Source organism: Pseudomonas sp. BIOMIG1BAC (assembly GCF_001705995.2).
GTDB lineage: Bacteria > Pseudomonadota > Gammaproteobacteria > Pseudomonadales > Pseudomonadaceae > Aquipseudomonas > Aquipseudomonas sessilinigenes.
Genome location: NZ_CP049045.1, coordinates 3,043,281 through 3,057,434, shown reverse-complemented (window position 1 = coordinate 3,057,434; position 14,154 = coordinate 3,043,281). Strand labels below are relative to the sequence as shown.

11 protein-coding genes are annotated in these 14,154 nt (G+C 63.4%); 4 read left to right on the top strand and 7 right to left on the bottom strand.

The genetic code is table 11. From position 1 onward, the window contains the following. Positions 1-63: 63 nt before the first annotated feature. The 3 genes from ATY02_RS14585 to tpx all read right to left on the bottom strand — a co-directional run bounded on the left by ATY02_RS14585 (position 64) and on the right by tpx (position 5,163). Positions 64-3,156, bottom strand: coding sequence for an MdtB/MuxB family multidrug efflux RND transporter permease subunit (locus ATY02_RS14585; protein ID WP_068587175.1), 3,093 nt, complete (start codon positions 3,154-3,156; stop codon positions 64-66). Next, positions 3,153-4,484 (bottom strand): MdtA/MuxA family multidrug efflux RND transporter periplasmic adaptor subunit, encoded by a 1,332-nt coding sequence (locus ATY02_RS14580; RefSeq protein ID WP_068587173.1) that lies wholly within the window; start codon positions 4,482-4,484, stop codon positions 3,153-3,155. Before ATY02_RS14580 ends, ATY02_RS14585 begins: the two co-directional genes overlap by 4 nt. Before the next feature lie 178 nt (positions 4,485-4,662). Continuing rightward, complete coding sequence (gene tpx, locus ATY02_RS14575) at positions 4,663-5,163, bottom strand: thiol peroxidase (RefSeq protein ID WP_068587172.1); 501 nt, start codon at positions 5,161-5,163, stop codon at positions 4,663-4,665. 536 nt (positions 5,164-5,699) lie between these two features. Here tpx and ATY02_RS14570 point away from each other — a divergent pair. Together ATY02_RS14570 and ATY02_RS14565 are read left to right on the top strand one after the other, a co-directional pair. Beyond that, positions 5,700-7,337: a J domain-containing protein gene (locus tag ATY02_RS14570; protein WP_068587171.1), complete on the top strand. Its 1,638-nt coding sequence runs from the start codon at positions 5,700-5,702 to the stop codon at positions 7,335-7,337. Then, positions 7,334-8,308 (top strand): DUF3829 domain-containing protein, encoded by a 975-nt coding sequence (locus tag ATY02_RS14565; protein ID WP_068587169.1) that lies wholly within the window; start codon positions 7,334-7,336, stop codon positions 8,306-8,308. The genes ATY02_RS14570 and ATY02_RS14565 overlap by 4 nt, the downstream gene beginning before the upstream one ends. Before the next feature lie 34 nt (positions 8,309-8,342). Here ATY02_RS14565 and ATY02_RS14560 read toward each other — a convergent pair whose 3' ends face one another. The 3 genes from ATY02_RS14560 to ATY02_RS14550 all read right to left on the bottom strand — a co-directional run bounded on the left by ATY02_RS14560 (position 8,343) and on the right by ATY02_RS14550 (position 11,288). Next, positions 8,343-9,014 carry a DUF3313 domain-containing protein gene (locus tag ATY02_RS14560; protein WP_068587167.1) on the bottom strand — a complete coding sequence of 224 codons (672 nt, stop codon included), beginning with the start codon at positions 9,012-9,014 and terminating at the stop codon, positions 8,343-8,345. Between the two features lie 115 nt (positions 9,015-9,129). Continuing rightward, complete coding sequence (locus ATY02_RS14555) at positions 9,130-9,624, bottom strand: DUF934 domain-containing protein (protein ID WP_068587166.1); 495 nt, start codon at positions 9,622-9,624, stop codon at positions 9,130-9,132. Continuing rightward, complete coding sequence (locus ATY02_RS14550; protein WP_068587165.1) at positions 9,621-11,288, bottom strand: nitrite/sulfite reductase; 1,668 nt, start codon at positions 11,286-11,288, stop codon at positions 9,621-9,623. The genes ATY02_RS14555 and ATY02_RS14550 overlap by 4 nt, the downstream gene beginning before the upstream one ends. 274 nt (positions 11,289-11,562) lie before the next feature. On the opposite strand from ATY02_RS14550, the gene ccoN reads away from it, so the two are divergent. Beyond that, a complete protein-coding gene (ccoN, locus tag ATY02_RS14545; protein WP_164823663.1) occupies positions 11,563-12,990 on the top strand; it encodes a cytochrome-c oxidase, cbb3-type subunit I in 1,428 nt (475 codons plus the stop codon). A gap of 59 nt (positions 12,991-13,049) precedes the next feature. After that, a complete protein-coding gene (locus ATY02_RS14540) occupies positions 13,050-13,268 on the top strand; it encodes a hypothetical protein (RefSeq protein WP_068587080.1) in 219 nt (72 codons plus the stop codon). Positions 13,269-13,341: 73 nt separating this feature from the next. Here ATY02_RS14540 and ATY02_RS14535 read toward each other — a convergent pair whose 3' ends face one another. Continuing rightward, positions 13,342-14,112, bottom strand: a complete 771-nt coding sequence (locus tag ATY02_RS14535; protein ID WP_068587078.1) for a helix-turn-helix domain-containing protein — start codon at positions 14,110-14,112, stop codon at positions 13,342-13,344. Positions 14,113-14,154 lie beyond the last annotated feature (42 nt).

Below are 14,154 nucleotides of genomic sequence, written 5' to 3'. Positions count from 1 at the left end.
GCAGCGGCTCTGGCTTTTGCTCCGGCTTGCCGCTTGCAGCTTGCAACTTGCCGCTGACGCCCCTCACACCACTTCTCCTACGGCGGGCTTGGCAAACCGGCGGCCCAAGCGATCGAAGTACAAGTAGATAACGGGCGTGGTGAACAGGGTCAGGACCTGGCTCACCAGCAGGCCGCCGACCATCACCAGGCCCAGGGGCTGGCGCAGCTCGGCACCGGAACCGGTGGCCAGCATCAAGGGTACGGCACCGAACAATGCTGCCAGGGTGGTCATGAGAATCGGCCGGAAGCGCAGCAGCGCCGCCTGGTAGATGGCTTGCTGCGGCGCGACGCCCTGGTTGCGTTCGGCATCCAGGGCGAAGTCGATCATCATGATCGCGTTCTTCTTGACGATACCGATCAGCAGGATGATGCCGATGATGGCGATCATGCCCAGGTCGTTACCGCTGAGGATCAGTGCCAGCAAGGCCCCCACCGCTGCCGAGGGCAAGGTGGAGAGGATCGTGATCGGATGGATGTAGCTCTCGTAGAGCACCCCGAGCACGATGTACATGGTCACCACCGCCGCCAAGATCAGCAGCAAGGTGCTGGACAGCGAAGCCTGGAAGGCCTCGGCCGCGCCCTGGAAGCGAGTCTGCACCCCCACCGGCATGCCGATGTCCTGCTGCACCTGCTCGATCACCTGCACCGCTTCGCCCAGGGCCACCCCGGGTGCGAGGTTGAAGGACATCATCACCGCCGGGAACTGGCCGATGTGGGCAATCGCCAACTGCGCCTGGCGCTCCTCGACATGGGCCAGGCTCGACAGGCGCACTTGCCCGCCATCGGTGGTCTTGACGTGGATCTGCTCCAGGGCCTGGGGTCCGATGCGCTCCCCGGCCTGGGCCTGGAGTACCACCCGATACTGGCTGGCCTGGGTATAGATGGTGGAGATCTGCCGCTGGCCAAAGGCGTCGTACAGGGCGTCGGTGATGTTCGACACCGAGACCCCGATCCGCGACGCGGCATCACGATCGATCACCAGGTAGACCTGCAGCCCCTTGTCCTGCAGGTCGCTGGCCACGTCGGTGAGTTCCGGACGCTGGCCCAGGGCTTCGACCAGGCGAGTGCTCCACAAGCTCAGCAGGTCGGCATCAGGCGATGACAGGCTGAACTGGTACTGGGTCCGGCTGACCCGGTCCTCGATGGTCAGGTCCTGTACCGGCTGCATGAACAGGCGGATACCCAGCAGCTTGTCCACCTGCGGTTGCAACCGCGCAATGACCTGGGCGGCACTCAGGTCCCGTTGATTGTGGGGCTTGAGGTTGATCAGCAAGCGACCGCTGTTGAGGGTGGCGTTGTCACCGTCGACCCCGATATAGGACGACAGGCTCTGTACTGCCGGGTCCTGCAGGATGATCTTGGCCAGGTCCTGCTGACGCTGGCTCATGGCGGCAAAGGACACCGACTGCGGCGCCTCGGAAATTCCCTGGATGACACCGGTGTCCTGCACCGGGAAGAACCCCTTTGGCACCATCAGGTAGAGAAACACCGTCAGGGCCAGGGTACCGATGGCCACCAGCAGGGTCAGGAACTGGTGCCTGAGCACCCACTGCAACTGGCGCCCGTAGCCCTCGATCAACCAATCGATCCAGGCCCCACTTGCGCGATAGAAGCGCCCCTGCTCGTGTTCCTTGGGCTCGGGCTTGAGCAACCGGGCACACATCATCGGGGTCAGGGTCAGGGACACCACCAGGGAAATCAGGATCGCCACCGCCAGGGTGATGGCGAACTCACGGAACAGCCGCCCGACCACATCGGCCATGAACAGCAGCGGGATCAGTACCGCGATCAGCGACAGAGTCAGGGAAATCAGGGTGAAGCCAATCTGCTTGGCCCCCTTGAGCGCCGCCTGCAACGGGCTATCGCCCTCCTCGACGAAACGCGAAATGTTTTCCAGCATGACGATGGCATCGTCCACCACGAAGCCGGTGGCGATGGTCAGGGCCATCAGGGTCAGGTTGTTCACCGAAAAACCGGCCAGGTACATCACGCCAAAGGTCCCGACCAACGACAACGGCACGGCAATCGATGGGATCAGCGTCGCACTGGCCCGGCGCAGGAACAGGAACGTCACCATCACCACCAGGGCGATGGCGATGAGCAACTCGTGCTGTACGTCGTTGACCGAGGCGCGGATGGTCTGGGTACGGTCGGTGAGCACGGTGACATCCAGGCCCGCCGGCAGGTTGTCGGTGATGCTCGGCAACATCGCCTTGATCCGGTCCACCACCTCGATGACGTTGGCCCCGGGCTGGCGCTGGATGTTCAACAACACAGCCTGGTTCTCGTTGGCCCAGGCCGCCAGGCGTTCGTTCTCGGCACCGTCGACGATCTCGGCGACATCCTTCAGGCGCAGTGGCGCACCGTTCTTGTAGGCCAGGATCAGCTCGGCATAGTCCTTGGGCGAAGTCAGCTGGTCGTTGGCGTCGAGCATCGACACCCGGGTCGGGCCGTCGAAGTTGCCCTTGGGCTGGTTGACGTTGGACGCGGCAATCAGGGTGCGCACGTCCGACAGGTTCAGGCCGTTGGCCGCCAGGGCCTCCGGGTTGACCTTGATCCGCACGGCCTGGCGCTGGCCGCCGGCGATGCTGACCATGCCCACGCCGCTGATCTGGGCGATCTTCTGCGCCATGCGGGTGTCCACCAGGTCATTGAGCTTGGGCAACAGCATGGTCTTGGAGGTGATCGCCAGGGTCAGCACCGGGGTGTCCGCGGGGTTGACCTTGTTGTACACCGGCGGCGCCGGCAGGTCCTTGGGCAACAGGTTGGTGGCCGCATTGATCGCCGCCTGTACCTGCTGCTCGGCGACGTCCATGTTGATGTCGAGGCTGAAACGCAGGGTCAGTACCGAAGCGCCACCGGAACTGGTGGAGGCCATCTGGGTCAGGCCCGGCATCTGCCCGAACTGGCGCTCCAGCGGCGCGGTCACCGCGCTGGTCATCACATCCGGGCTGGCCCCCGGGTATAGGGTCATGACCCGGATGGTCGGGTAATCCACCTGGGGCAAGGCCGAGACCGGCAGCAAGCGATAGGCGATCAGGCCGGCCAGGACAATGGCCAGCATGCTCAGGGTGGTGGCTACCGGACGGAGGATGAACAGCCGCGAGAAATTCATGCGCCGGCCTTTTGTGCCTTGCCAGCAACTGGCGCTGCATCGGGCGCCGTGGCACTGGCCGAACCTGCGGGCTGGCCTTGCAGGTGCTCGGTGGGAGTGGTCGGCACGTCGATGGCGTCATTGACCACTTCCACCTCGCTACCGTCCTTGAGGCGGTCGGTGCCTTCCATCACCACCCGGTCGCCGGCCTTGAGGCCTTCGGTGATCACCGTCGAGTCACCGTTGCTGGCGCCCACCTTGAGTGTCCGGATCTTGACCTTGTTGTCCCCATCCATGGCATAGACGAAGGTGCCGTTGGTGCCGAACTGGATCGCCGCCGAAGGCGCCAGCACCACATTCTTCAAGGTATCGGCCAGCAGGCGCACGTTGACGAACTGATTGGGGAACAGGCCCTGGTCGCGGTTCTCGAAACGGGCCTTGAACTTGAGGGTGCCGGTGGTGGTGTCGATCTGGTTATCCAGGCTTTGCAATACGCCGCTGGCCTGCAGCTTGACGTCGCCCCGGTCCCAGGCTTCCACCGGCAGCTTGGCGCCGCCGTGGTAGCGATTGAGCACGGTTTCCAGGCTGTTTTCCGGCAGGGTGAACGCCACGCTGATCGGTTGGGTCTGGGTGATGATCACCAGCGCCGTGGTGTCATTGGCCGCCACCAGGTTGCCGACGTCCAGCTGACGCAAGCCCAGGCGGCCGGCGATAGGCGCACGGATCTGGGTGAATTCGAGGTTGAGCTTGGCATCGTTGACGGCCGCCTGGTTGGTCTTGACGGTCCCCTGGTACTGGCCCACCAGCGCCACGGCATTATCCAGGGTCTGCTTGGCGACGCTGTCCTGGGCGTACAGCCCCCGATAGCGTTCGAGGTCGATCTGGGCATTCTTCAACTGCGCCTGGTTCTGCAACAGCGTGCCTTCGGCCTGGAGCAATGCGTTCTGGTAAGGCCGCGGATCGATCTGGGCCAGCAGGTCGCCGGCCTTGACCATCTGCCCTTCCTCGAAGTTGACCTTCACCAGCTCCCCCGCCACCCGGCTGCGTACATTGATGGTGTTCAGAGCGGTCACTGTACCAAGGGCCTTGTAGTACAAGGCGAAGTCTCCCTGGGTCACCGGCAGCACCCGCACCGGGATCGGACCACTGGCGCCACCAAAACCGGGGCGCATGCTGCCACTGCGCCCGGTATGCCCGGTAGCGGCCTTCTGAGCCGCCGCCTCCTTGTGGGTGCTGCCGGCCGGCCAGAATTTCCAGCACAGGCCGGCGACCAGCAGCAGGACGAACAGGCCGAACAGCCAGCGACGGGAGTTGCGGGTAGCAGAGGATTGCATGGAGTGATCAACCATTGGGCGCGTGGAATCGGTCTATTCAAGAAGGCTGAAAGATAAGCACTAGAGCGGTTTTAGCAAAGCGCCTTTACCGGCAATTTACCTTTGCCTGACGTTTTAACGTTCAGTTCTAACTTACTGAAGCACAAATAAAAACGGCCTGGACAGGCCAGGCCGTGAATAATTGTAAAAGCGCTTACTTGAGCACGGCCAGAGCGGCGTCGTAGTTCGGCTCTTCAGCGATCTCCTTGACCAGCTCGCTGTGCAGCACTTTGTCGTTTTCATCCAGCACCACCACGGCGCGGGCAGTCAGCCCGGCCAACGGGCCATCGGCGATGGCCACGCCATAGTTCTCGATGAATTCACGACCACGCAGGGTCGACAGGTTCTGTACGTTTTCCAGGCCTTCGGCGCCGCAGAAGCGGGCCTGGGCGAACGGCAGGTCGGCGGAGATGCACAGCACCACGGTGTTGGCCAGGTCATTGGCCTGGGCATTGAACTTGCGCACCGATGTCGCGCAGGTCGGCGTATCGACACTTGGGAAGATGTTCAGCACCTTGCGCTTGCCGGCCAGGCTGGCCAGGGAGACATCGGCCAGGCCGGCGCCCACCAGGGAGAACGCTGGGGCCTTGGAGCCCACTTGTGGCAGTTGACCATTAACCTGGACCGGATTGCCTTTGAGGGTAACTTGAGCCATGAACGGAGTCCTTTTTCAGCAGAGGAAATAAAACAGCATCGAGAAATGATCGAGAGGCCGAAGTTAAGCATGAAACGCTTCAGGCACCTATGCCCGGCAGAACAAATTGTCCGACACGCCCTGCGCCTGCCAAAGAGACGCCAATCGTGCCGAATCGATGACCAGGAGCAGCCCCGACAGCATGGCGAACCGCAAGCTCCTCTCTCGCCCAAGAAAAAGAGCACCCGCCAGGCTAGGTAACCGGCTCTCGAAACGGGGCAAAGAGCTACAATCCAGCGCCATCAATAAGAACAATTTACATCATATAAGTCACGTAATTAATTGTTTTATATAGATTTTTATCTATCTATAAAACACATTAAATTAACCATACAAACTACATTGATATAATTACAAATCACTTTAAGATCAATCATCGCGCGATACGGTGCCACCCACCCTGCCGGCGGTTTTTTTCTCGTGGAATACGTCCACTCAGTAGTATCATCACGCCATTATCGATCCTTGCCGCGGTTTTCATGGAGTCGTACCGCCCAATGAGTTGCTGGACCCTGCTTGGCCTACCGGCCACCTCCGATACCCGCTCCATCAAGCGCCACTACGCCAAACTGCTGAAACAGACCCGCCCGGACGAAGACCCGGAGGGTTTCCAGCGCCTGCGCGACGCCTATGAGCAGGCCTTGGAGCAGGCCCACTGGATGACCGAGGCCGAAGGCGAGGACATCCCGCAACCGGCGCCCTGCCTCGACGACCTCCCAGTACTCCAGGCCCCGGCACCACTGTCTCCGGCACAACGGGTCGCACCGCTGCTGGAAGGCATTCGCATCGAGCAACTGGATCAACGCCATCGACAGGCCCTGGAGGCCGACTGCCTGCTGGAGTTCGAGCTGGGCTTGCTGCGCCATTGCGTGGAGCACCCCGAACAATCCAGCCAACTGCTGGCCTGGGCCCTGGGTACTTTCCACTGGCTCACCGCCTGGCAACGCCTGGAGCTGCCGGAGTACCTGACCGACACGCTGTTGCAACAATGCCGACAGGCCCTTGAGCAACCCTTGCGCGAGGCCTTGGAGCACCAGGATGCCGAGGCCTTCACCCACGTCTATGCGGCGCACGCGCAACAGGACTGGTTGCACAGCCTGGACCAGCGTCAATGGTTCAACCAATGCCTGGCGACGATGTTGCTGGAAAGCCCCTACTGGTCCAGCGAGGTCTTCCGGGCTGTCTGCGCCGGCCAGGGTTGGCAGGAGGGCAAGGACAACGCCTGCCCACCCCAGGCATGGCAGCGTCTGCTGGAGCGCGATGAGGCCCCAGTGTTCATTGCCCGCCAGCGGACCCTGGCCACACAACCGCCGGCATCCCCCGAGCAACGAGCCGCCTACCTGTTGCTGGCGCCCATCAGCCTCGGGCGCCGCCGGGCCTTCGCCCGACGCCTGAACGAAGAAGACTGGGCCAGCTGTCGCAAACTCAGCTCCCGCCTGCATGCCGACCATCCACCGCTCGCCGCCCAGATGCCGGGCAGTACGCCATTCTTCTGGCGCGACTGGGAGTTCGCGTTCAATTCCTGGCCGATGTACCTGGCGCTGTTCAGCGCCTGCCTGGCCGGAGCCTTGGCCCGCTATGCCCCGCAAAGCAACAGCCTGGGAGAGATCATCGGAGTCACGCTGTTCTGGAGTGCCTGCTTCGCCGCCTCCGCGGCGCTCCTGCATTGGCTCTGGCAACCCCTGGCCCATCGCCTGTGGGCCCGTGATCATCGTCTCGGCAGCCGCCTGCCGAGCTGGCTGAATCCCAACCAGCGCTTGCTGCCCCTGCGGGATCTGTTGCCGGTAGCCGTGCTCGGCCCGGTCCTGGGTTACGTCTGCGGCCCAATCAGTGCCTTGGTTTACCTGGCGGTCCTGCCGAGCATCGCCCTGGTGCGCAACATCGAGTTCAAGCACGGCATGCCCTGGCGTCAGCTCGCCCCCTGGCAACGACGCCTACTGGGCGGCCTGGGCTGCGTGCTGTTGGCCGCCGGCCTGCTGGCGATCAAGCTGCTGGGCGACTACGGCACGGTCACCGCCAACCAGGGCCTGCAACAATGGAGCGAACGCCTGTGCGCACGGATGCCAGCCAACGCCCCTGACTGCGCCGCGCCGGCCACCCGCGCCCAGTGGTATGGCCAGGAGGGCACGCCATGAACCCCAATTGGTTATTTCCGATCGGCCTGGGCCTGAGTTTGGCCCTGTTCGGGCTGGCCGGTTCCAGCAAGCAGTTGGGACAAATCGATCTCTGGCTCGATCACCGGGACAGCCCCTATACCGCCCAGGCCAACGCCCTGAATCCGATCATCGATTGCATGAACCAGGTGGATGTACCCTGGCGCGCAGTGCACCAAGCCTATCTGGCCGAGGGCAAGCCGCGCTCGGCGGCCCCTGGAGCCTATGACCTGCGCAGCCAGGGCGGGCCGGACATCGACCTGGCCTATCGCAGCTCCTGCAGCGGTGACATTGGCGCCAAGCTGCGCAGCCTCGACCCCGAAAGCCCCCTGCTGGCCGCCACCGAGCGCTACCAACAAGTGCTTGCGCGCTTCGTCGCCCTGACCGGGGACGCACACCTGCACCGCCTGGGCCTCGGCCGAAGGCTGGATGAAGCACAGCTCGATGAACGGGTACGGCAACTGGAGATCCAGGCCCCGGACTATCTGCAAGCCTCGAACGCTGTGCGCCAGTTGCTACAGCCGCAGGATATCGAACACCGCCCCCAGCAGTTGCAGCGCCTGGAGCAGCGCCTGGGCCGTAACGTCCACTGGGCTTTACTCAACTACATGATCCAGGCCCGAAGCACCATGGACCTGCTCGACCATGGCATTGGCCAGCGCACCCTGACCCCGGCGCAATTGACCCAAGCCACCCAGGAACTACGCCAGGCCTGGGATGCCCGGCAACAGTTCATCGGTGGGATCCAGGACAAGGACACCCGCGAGGCCCTGTACCTCTGGCAACTGATCGCCGCTCCCAGCCAGCATTACCTGCAGGCCCTGGACACCCTGCACCGGGACTGGCTGCAGCACGCCGAACCGCAGCGCCTGAGCGAGGACTTCCACGCCGTGGCCCAGGGCTACGACCAGATGCTCTATCACTACAACCAGCTGGCGCGTAGCCGTTATTGAAAGCGCTGCCCAAGCCAGGGCAGCACTGCCCGACTCATTTGTTCTTCAGTTGCACATAGGACTGGTGCAGGTCCGAGGCCCAGCTGTCGATGACGCTCTTCACATCGCTGGCCTGCATCACCTGGGTGTCGTTATCCAGGGACTTCCCGGTGCCCTTGCGCACCACTTCGGCGATCACCCGGTTGCTGCCACCATCGAGGAAGGCCGCCTCGGTGCCCAGGGTGGTCTCCTGGTCACGAATACCGCTGGCCGTGCTGACCGCAGCCGCGACCAGGGCGATGGGGATGATCTCGTAGGGCTTGAGCCCCTCGGTCTTGCTGCTCACCGCAGTAATCGCGGCCCGTACCACCACCACGCCAGGCCCTGGCCCTGTGGCCAGCGACATGGATTTGCCAAGCTCGCGCTTGAGCGCCTCATCGTAGTAGCGGGTGATACCGGACAAGGTGCTCTGGGGAATCTTCACCGTCGGCTGCGGTTGCGGGTAGAACTGGGTCGGCTCGATGTACACGCTGGTATAGCGGTCCAACTTGAGCTGGGGATCGATCCAGCGCATCACCTGTACCCCGGAGGGCGACTTGGCCTGCTTGAGCAGGCTGTAGTCGCTTAGAAACCCGGAGTAGTCCTCGGGCCGGGTCTCGTGGCTGGAGCAGCCCACCACTGCGAGGGAGGCAAGGCACAGGGTGCCAAGGGTCAGTGCAAGCTTCATGGATAACTCCTGTAGGTGAAGCAGCCATGGACTGGCTAGAGGAACTACAGGTATAGCCAAAAGCCTTGGCTTGCGCCGCCAACCTGTGGGGCGACACAGGAATTGGGCAAGGAACCTAGCGTCGGCGGAACAGCGGTCGCGGCTCGATCACCGAGCGCCCATACAGCACGCTCATGCCGGCCAGCCCCTTGAGGGCGTCCAGGGCGCATTTGTCCTCGCGCACGGCAAAACTGTCGAAACCGCACTGGCGCATATGGCTCAACTGGTCACGCAGCACATCGCCAATCGCCCGCAGTTCCCCACTCCAGCCCAGGCGAGTGCGCAACAGGTACGCCTGGCTGTAGCCCCGACCATCGCGAAAGCTGGGAAAGTCCACCGCCACCAGGGGAATCAGCCTGAACCAGGGCTTGAGGCTTTCCACCTCGTCGTCCGGGCCGATCCACACCGCGTCCCGGGCCGGGTGATGCTCGATGCGACGCATCAACCAGCGGCCCAGCGGCAGGATCAACGGGCCATCAGGCAATGGGTCCTCGAGCCCTCGTACCAGGTGCCAGGCGTCGTCCTCCACCAACTGGGCCTCGCCCTCGTGCAAACGCAGCAGGTTGTTCATGCCGGCACCTCCTCCTTGGGGTAGACCTTCTCCTTGAACGGCTCCAGGCCAATGCGCTGCAAGGTATCGATAAACGGCTCGTCGCTTTCGCGATAACGCACGAACGTGCCGATGATCCGCTCGATCACCTGGGGGATTTCCTCGGCGCTGAAGGACGGCCCGATCACCTTGCCCAGCGCACTGTCCTTGCCCTGGGCGCCACCCAGGGTGACCTGGAACCACTCCTGGCCATTCTTGTCGACCCCGAGGATGCCGATATTGCCGATGTGATGATGGCCGCAGGCGTTCATGCAACCGGAGATGTTCAGGCTGATGTCCCCCAGGTCGTGGACATAGTCCAGATTGTCGAAACGCTGCTGGATAGCCTGGGCGATGGGAATCGAGCGGGCATTGGCCAAGGCGCAGAAATCGCCCCCGGGGCAGGCGATGATGTCCGTCAGCAAGCCCGCATTGGCCGTGCCCAGCCCGTTGTCGCAAGCCAGTTGCCACAGCTCGTACAGCCGTGCCTTGGGCACATCCGGCAGGACGATGTTCTGCTCGTGGGCGATGCGGATTTCACCGAAGCCGAAGCGCTCGGACCAATCGGCCACCGCCTCCATCTGCAGCCCGGTGACATCTCCCGGCGGCGCCACGCCCGGCTTGGTCGAAAGCACCGCACTGGCGTAGCCCGGCATCTTGTGCGGCTGGACGTTATGCGTCACCCAGCGGGCAAAGGCCGGGGACTCGGCCAGGCGGCTGCCGTATTCCAGGTCGGTGTCCCCCAGGTGTTCATAGATAGGTGGCACGAAGGCACTGGCGACCCGCTGGAACTCGGCCTCGGTAAGCTGCGCCGGACCGTCCCTGAGGTGCTGCCACTCCTCCTCCACTTCCCGGGCGAAAGCCTCGATGCCCAGGGCCTTGACCAGGATCTTGATCCGCGCCTTGTACTTGTTGTCCCGCCGGCCATGGCGGTTGTAGACCCGCAGCACCGCCTCGACGTACGACAGCAGGTGTTGCCAGGGCAAGCCTTCGCGGATCTGCTGGCTGAGGATCGGCGTGCGCCCCAGGCCGCCGCCGACCATGACTCGCAGCAACATCTGGCCATCGGCGGCGCGATACAAGTAGAGGCCGATGTCATGCATCATGATCGCCGCACGATCCTCGTGCGCCGAACAGATAGCGATCTTGAACTTGCGCGGCAGGAACAGGAACTCCGGATTGATGGTCGACCACTGGCGCAGGATCTCCGCCAGCGGGCGCGGGTCCAGCAACTCGTCAGCCGCGACCCCGGCGAAGGCCTCGGTGGTGATATTGCGCACGCAGTTGCCCGAGGTCTGGATGGCGTGCATTTCCACCGCGGCCAGGCGCTCGAGGATGTCCGGCACCTGGGCCAGTTCAATCCAGTTGAACTGCAGGTTCTGGCGAGTGGTGAAATGGCCGTAGCCACGGTCATAGTCCCGGGCAATGCCGGCCAGGGTCCGCATCTGCCGGGCACTCAGGGTGCCGTAGGGGATCGCCACCCGCAGCATGTAGGCATGCTTTTGCATGTACAGGCCGTTCTGCAGGCGCAAGGGCAGGAACTCCTCCTCGCTCAACTGCCCCTCCATGAAGCGCTCGACCTGATCCCGGAACTGCGCCACCCGCTCAAAGACCAGGGCCCGGTCATAGTCGTCGTATTGGTACATGTGCCTACCTCGTCCTCATCGGTGCTGGTCGTGCTCTAAACGGCGCGTGGGGGTGAGGCGGCGACTATGCGCTTGCGGCGCAGATCGTTACAGAGGCAGGTAAAAACTAAAAAACCATATCAGCACCTGCCATGCCGCAGTTTCAATGAGCCAAATCTGATCCGTATTAATGCTGTTTTTCTGAGCCTGTTTTGTTTCTTCCTCGATTCCTACAGTGCACCCCGTGCCAGACCGGGTGGCCTGGCAAGACCTTGCAACCGTGGAAGCATTGACCATGAACTCAGCAACAATCGGACAGGCCTACAACTACAAGGTGGTTCGCCAATTCGTCGTCGCCACAGTGGTATGGGGGGTGATCGGCATGGCCATGGGGGTGTGGATCGCCTCGCAACTGGTATGGCCGGAAATGAACTTCGACCTGCCCTGGACCAGCTTCGGTCGCCTGCGGCCACTGCACACTAGCCTGGTGATCTTCGGTTTCGCCGGCAGCGCCCAGTTCGCCGCCAGCTACTACGCAGTACAACGTACCTGCCAGGTACGGCTGTTCTCCGACAGCCTGGCCGCCTTCACCTTCTGGGGCTGGCAGGCGGTAATCGTGATCATGCTGGTGACCCTGCCCCTGGGCTACACCACCACCAAGGAATACGCCGAGATCGAATTCGCCGGCGCCGTGTGGATGGCCGTGGTCTGGGTGGTGTACGGCATTGTGTTCTTCACCACTGTGGTGCAGCGCAAGAGCCAGCACATCTATGTCGGCAACTGGTTCTTCGGTGCGTTCATCCTGGTGATCGCCATGCTCCACGTGGTCAACCACCTGTCGATCCCGGTGGACTGGTTCAAGTCCTACCCGGTGTACTCCGGGGCCACCGATGCCATGGTCCAGTGGTGGTACGGCCACAACGCCGTGGGCTTCTTCCTGACCACGGGCTTTCTGGGGATGATGTACTACTTCGTGCCCAAGCAAGTGGGGCGCCCGGTGTACTCCTACCGCCTGTCCATCGTGCACTTCTGGGCGCTGATCACCCTGTACATCTGGGCCGGTCCGCACCACCTGCACTACACCGCGCTGCCGGACTGGGCCCAGTCCCTGGGCATGGCCATGTCGATCATCCTGCTGGCTCCGAGCTGGGGCGGCATGATCAACGGCATGATGACCCTCTCGGGCGCCTGGCATAAGCTGCGCACCGACCCGATCCTGCGGTTCCTGGTGCTATCCCTGGCGTTCTACGGCATGTCGACCTTCGAGGGCCCGATGATGGCGATCAAGACCGTGAACGCCCTCTCCCACTACACCGACTGGACCATCGGCCACGTGCACGCCGGGGCCTTGGGCTGGGTGGCGATGATCACCTTCGGCGCCATCTACCACATGGTGCCCAAGGTCTTCGGCCGCGAGCAGATGTACAGCGTGCCGCTGATCAACCTGCACTTCTGGCTGGCCACCATCGGCACCGTGCTCTACATCGCCTCGATGTGGGTCAACGGCATCACCCAGGGCCTGATGTGGCGTGCGGTCAACGAAGACGGCACCCTCACCTACTCCTTCGTCGAGGCCCTGCTGGCCAGCCACCCGGGCTTCGTGGTGCGGTTTGCCGGCGGCGTGTTCTTCCTCAGCGGCATGCTGCTGATGGCCTACAACACCTGGCGCACCGTGCGCGTGGCCGATAGCCGGCTGGCACTGAACGACGCCCAGATCGCCTGACCCACCCCCTGCACGCCGGCCCCAGGGGCCGGCGTTGCCAATCTCGGGAGCACCACACGATGGACATTCTGTTCAACCTGCTGGGGGTGGCGTTTCTCTACCTCTGCATCGAGTACTGCCTGCGCCACCAGAGCGCCAAGAGCCTGGATGACGCCAGCCTGATCCCCTTCGCCGATGACCCGGAGGTGGCCCGCCGAGTGGAGCTGGCCACCGGCAAGAAGGTCGACGCCGTAGCCCCGGAGGAAGCCAAGCCGGGCTGGATCAACCTGCAAATGTAGCCGCCGGCTTGCCGGCGCATGGGCCGCCAGGATGCGTACCGGGCAAGTGGCGCCCCTTGCCGGCGAGCCCGCGCTAGGAAATGCAAAAGCGCTGGCGATAGCTGCGGGGCGTCATGCCGAGGCTATGGCGCAAGGCGCTGCCCAGGTGCGACTGATGGGCAAAACCGCAATCCTGGGCAATCGCCGCCAAAGGCAGGTCGCCATGTGCCAGCAAGCGGCGGGCAGCCTGCAGCCGCACCTCGGTGATCCAGGCATGGGGCGTGATGCCCACCGCCCGGCGAAAATCCCGCAGCAGGCGCAGTTCGTTATGGCCATAGGTCACTGCCAGTTGCGCCAGGGACAGCGGTTGCGCGTACTGATCGGCAATCTGCTGCAACACCAGCTCCAGTCGCGGCATCGACGCGACAGCGCCAGCCTGCTCCTGGGACAGGCCGATAAAGGCCAGGGCACACTGCTCCAGGGCCAGCACATCGCGCACAGATGCCAGCAGCAGGCGGCGCATCTCCCTGCCCAGGGCCAGAGCCCGCGCATGCCCGGGGCATTGCACACGTCGCGCGCCGGCAATCAGGGGTGCCTCGCCCTGCCAGCGGGCCAGCAGGTATTCACCGCCGCTTAGCGACTCGGAAAACACCTCGACCCCCTTTGGGGTCAGGGCCAGGGTGCCGGGCCAGCTGTCAAAATCCTCACGGTGATCGGAGTCGATGGCATGCACTCCGCGCTGGCGCTCCAGGGTCACCCCCAACGTCTGCCACTGCACGGGGTCGCGGGCGCTGTAGGCCGCGGCCGGCAGCAGTTGCAGCACCAGGCGGGCATCCAGCAGGCGATGTTCGAGCACTCCGGGCATATGAAATTTCCTGATAGATCGCCACCCGTGGCAGCGCGAAAC

Bases quoted from the DNA above. Each gene is read 5' to 3' on its own strand.
- tpx (WP_068587172.1), bottom strand. From the start codon at position 5,163: ATGGCTCAAGTTACCCTCAAAGGCAATCCGGTCCAGGTTAATGGTCAA.
- ATY02_RS14570 (WP_068587171.1), top strand. From the start codon at position 5,700: ATGAGTTGCTGGACCCTGCTTGGCCTACCGGCCACCTCCGATACCCGC.
- ATY02_RS14550 (WP_068587165.1), bottom strand. From the start codon at position 11,288: ATGTACCAATACGACGACTATGACCGGGCCCTGGTCTTTGAGCGGGTG.
- ATY02_RS14540 (WP_068587080.1), top strand. From the start codon at position 13,050: ATGGACATTCTGTTCAACCTGCTGGGGGTGGCGTTTCTCTACCTCTGC.
- ATY02_RS14580 (WP_068587173.1), bottom strand. From the start codon at position 4,484: ATGGTTGATCACTCCATGCAATCCTCTGCTACCCGCAACTCCCGTCGC.
- ATY02_RS14555 (WP_068587166.1), bottom strand. From the start codon at position 9,624: ATGAACAACCTGCTGCGTTTGCACGAGGGCGAGGCCCAGTTGGTGGAG.
- ATY02_RS14585 (WP_068587175.1), bottom strand. From the start codon at position 3,156: ATGAATTTCTCGCGGCTGTTCATCCTCCGTCCGGTAGCCACCACCCTG.
- ATY02_RS14565 (WP_068587169.1), top strand. From the start codon at position 7,334: ATGAACCCCAATTGGTTATTTCCGATCGGCCTGGGCCTGAGTTTGGCC.
- ccoN (WP_164823663.1), top strand. From the start codon at position 11,563: ATGAACTCAGCAACAATCGGACAGGCCTACAACTACAAGGTGGTTCGC.
- ATY02_RS14560 (WP_068587167.1), bottom strand. From the start codon at position 9,014: ATGAAGCTTGCACTGACCCTTGGCACCCTGTGCCTTGCCTCCCTCGCA.
- ATY02_RS14535 (WP_068587078.1), bottom strand. From the start codon at position 14,112: ATGCCCGGAGTGCTCGAACATCGCCTGCTGGATGCCCGCCTGGTGCTG.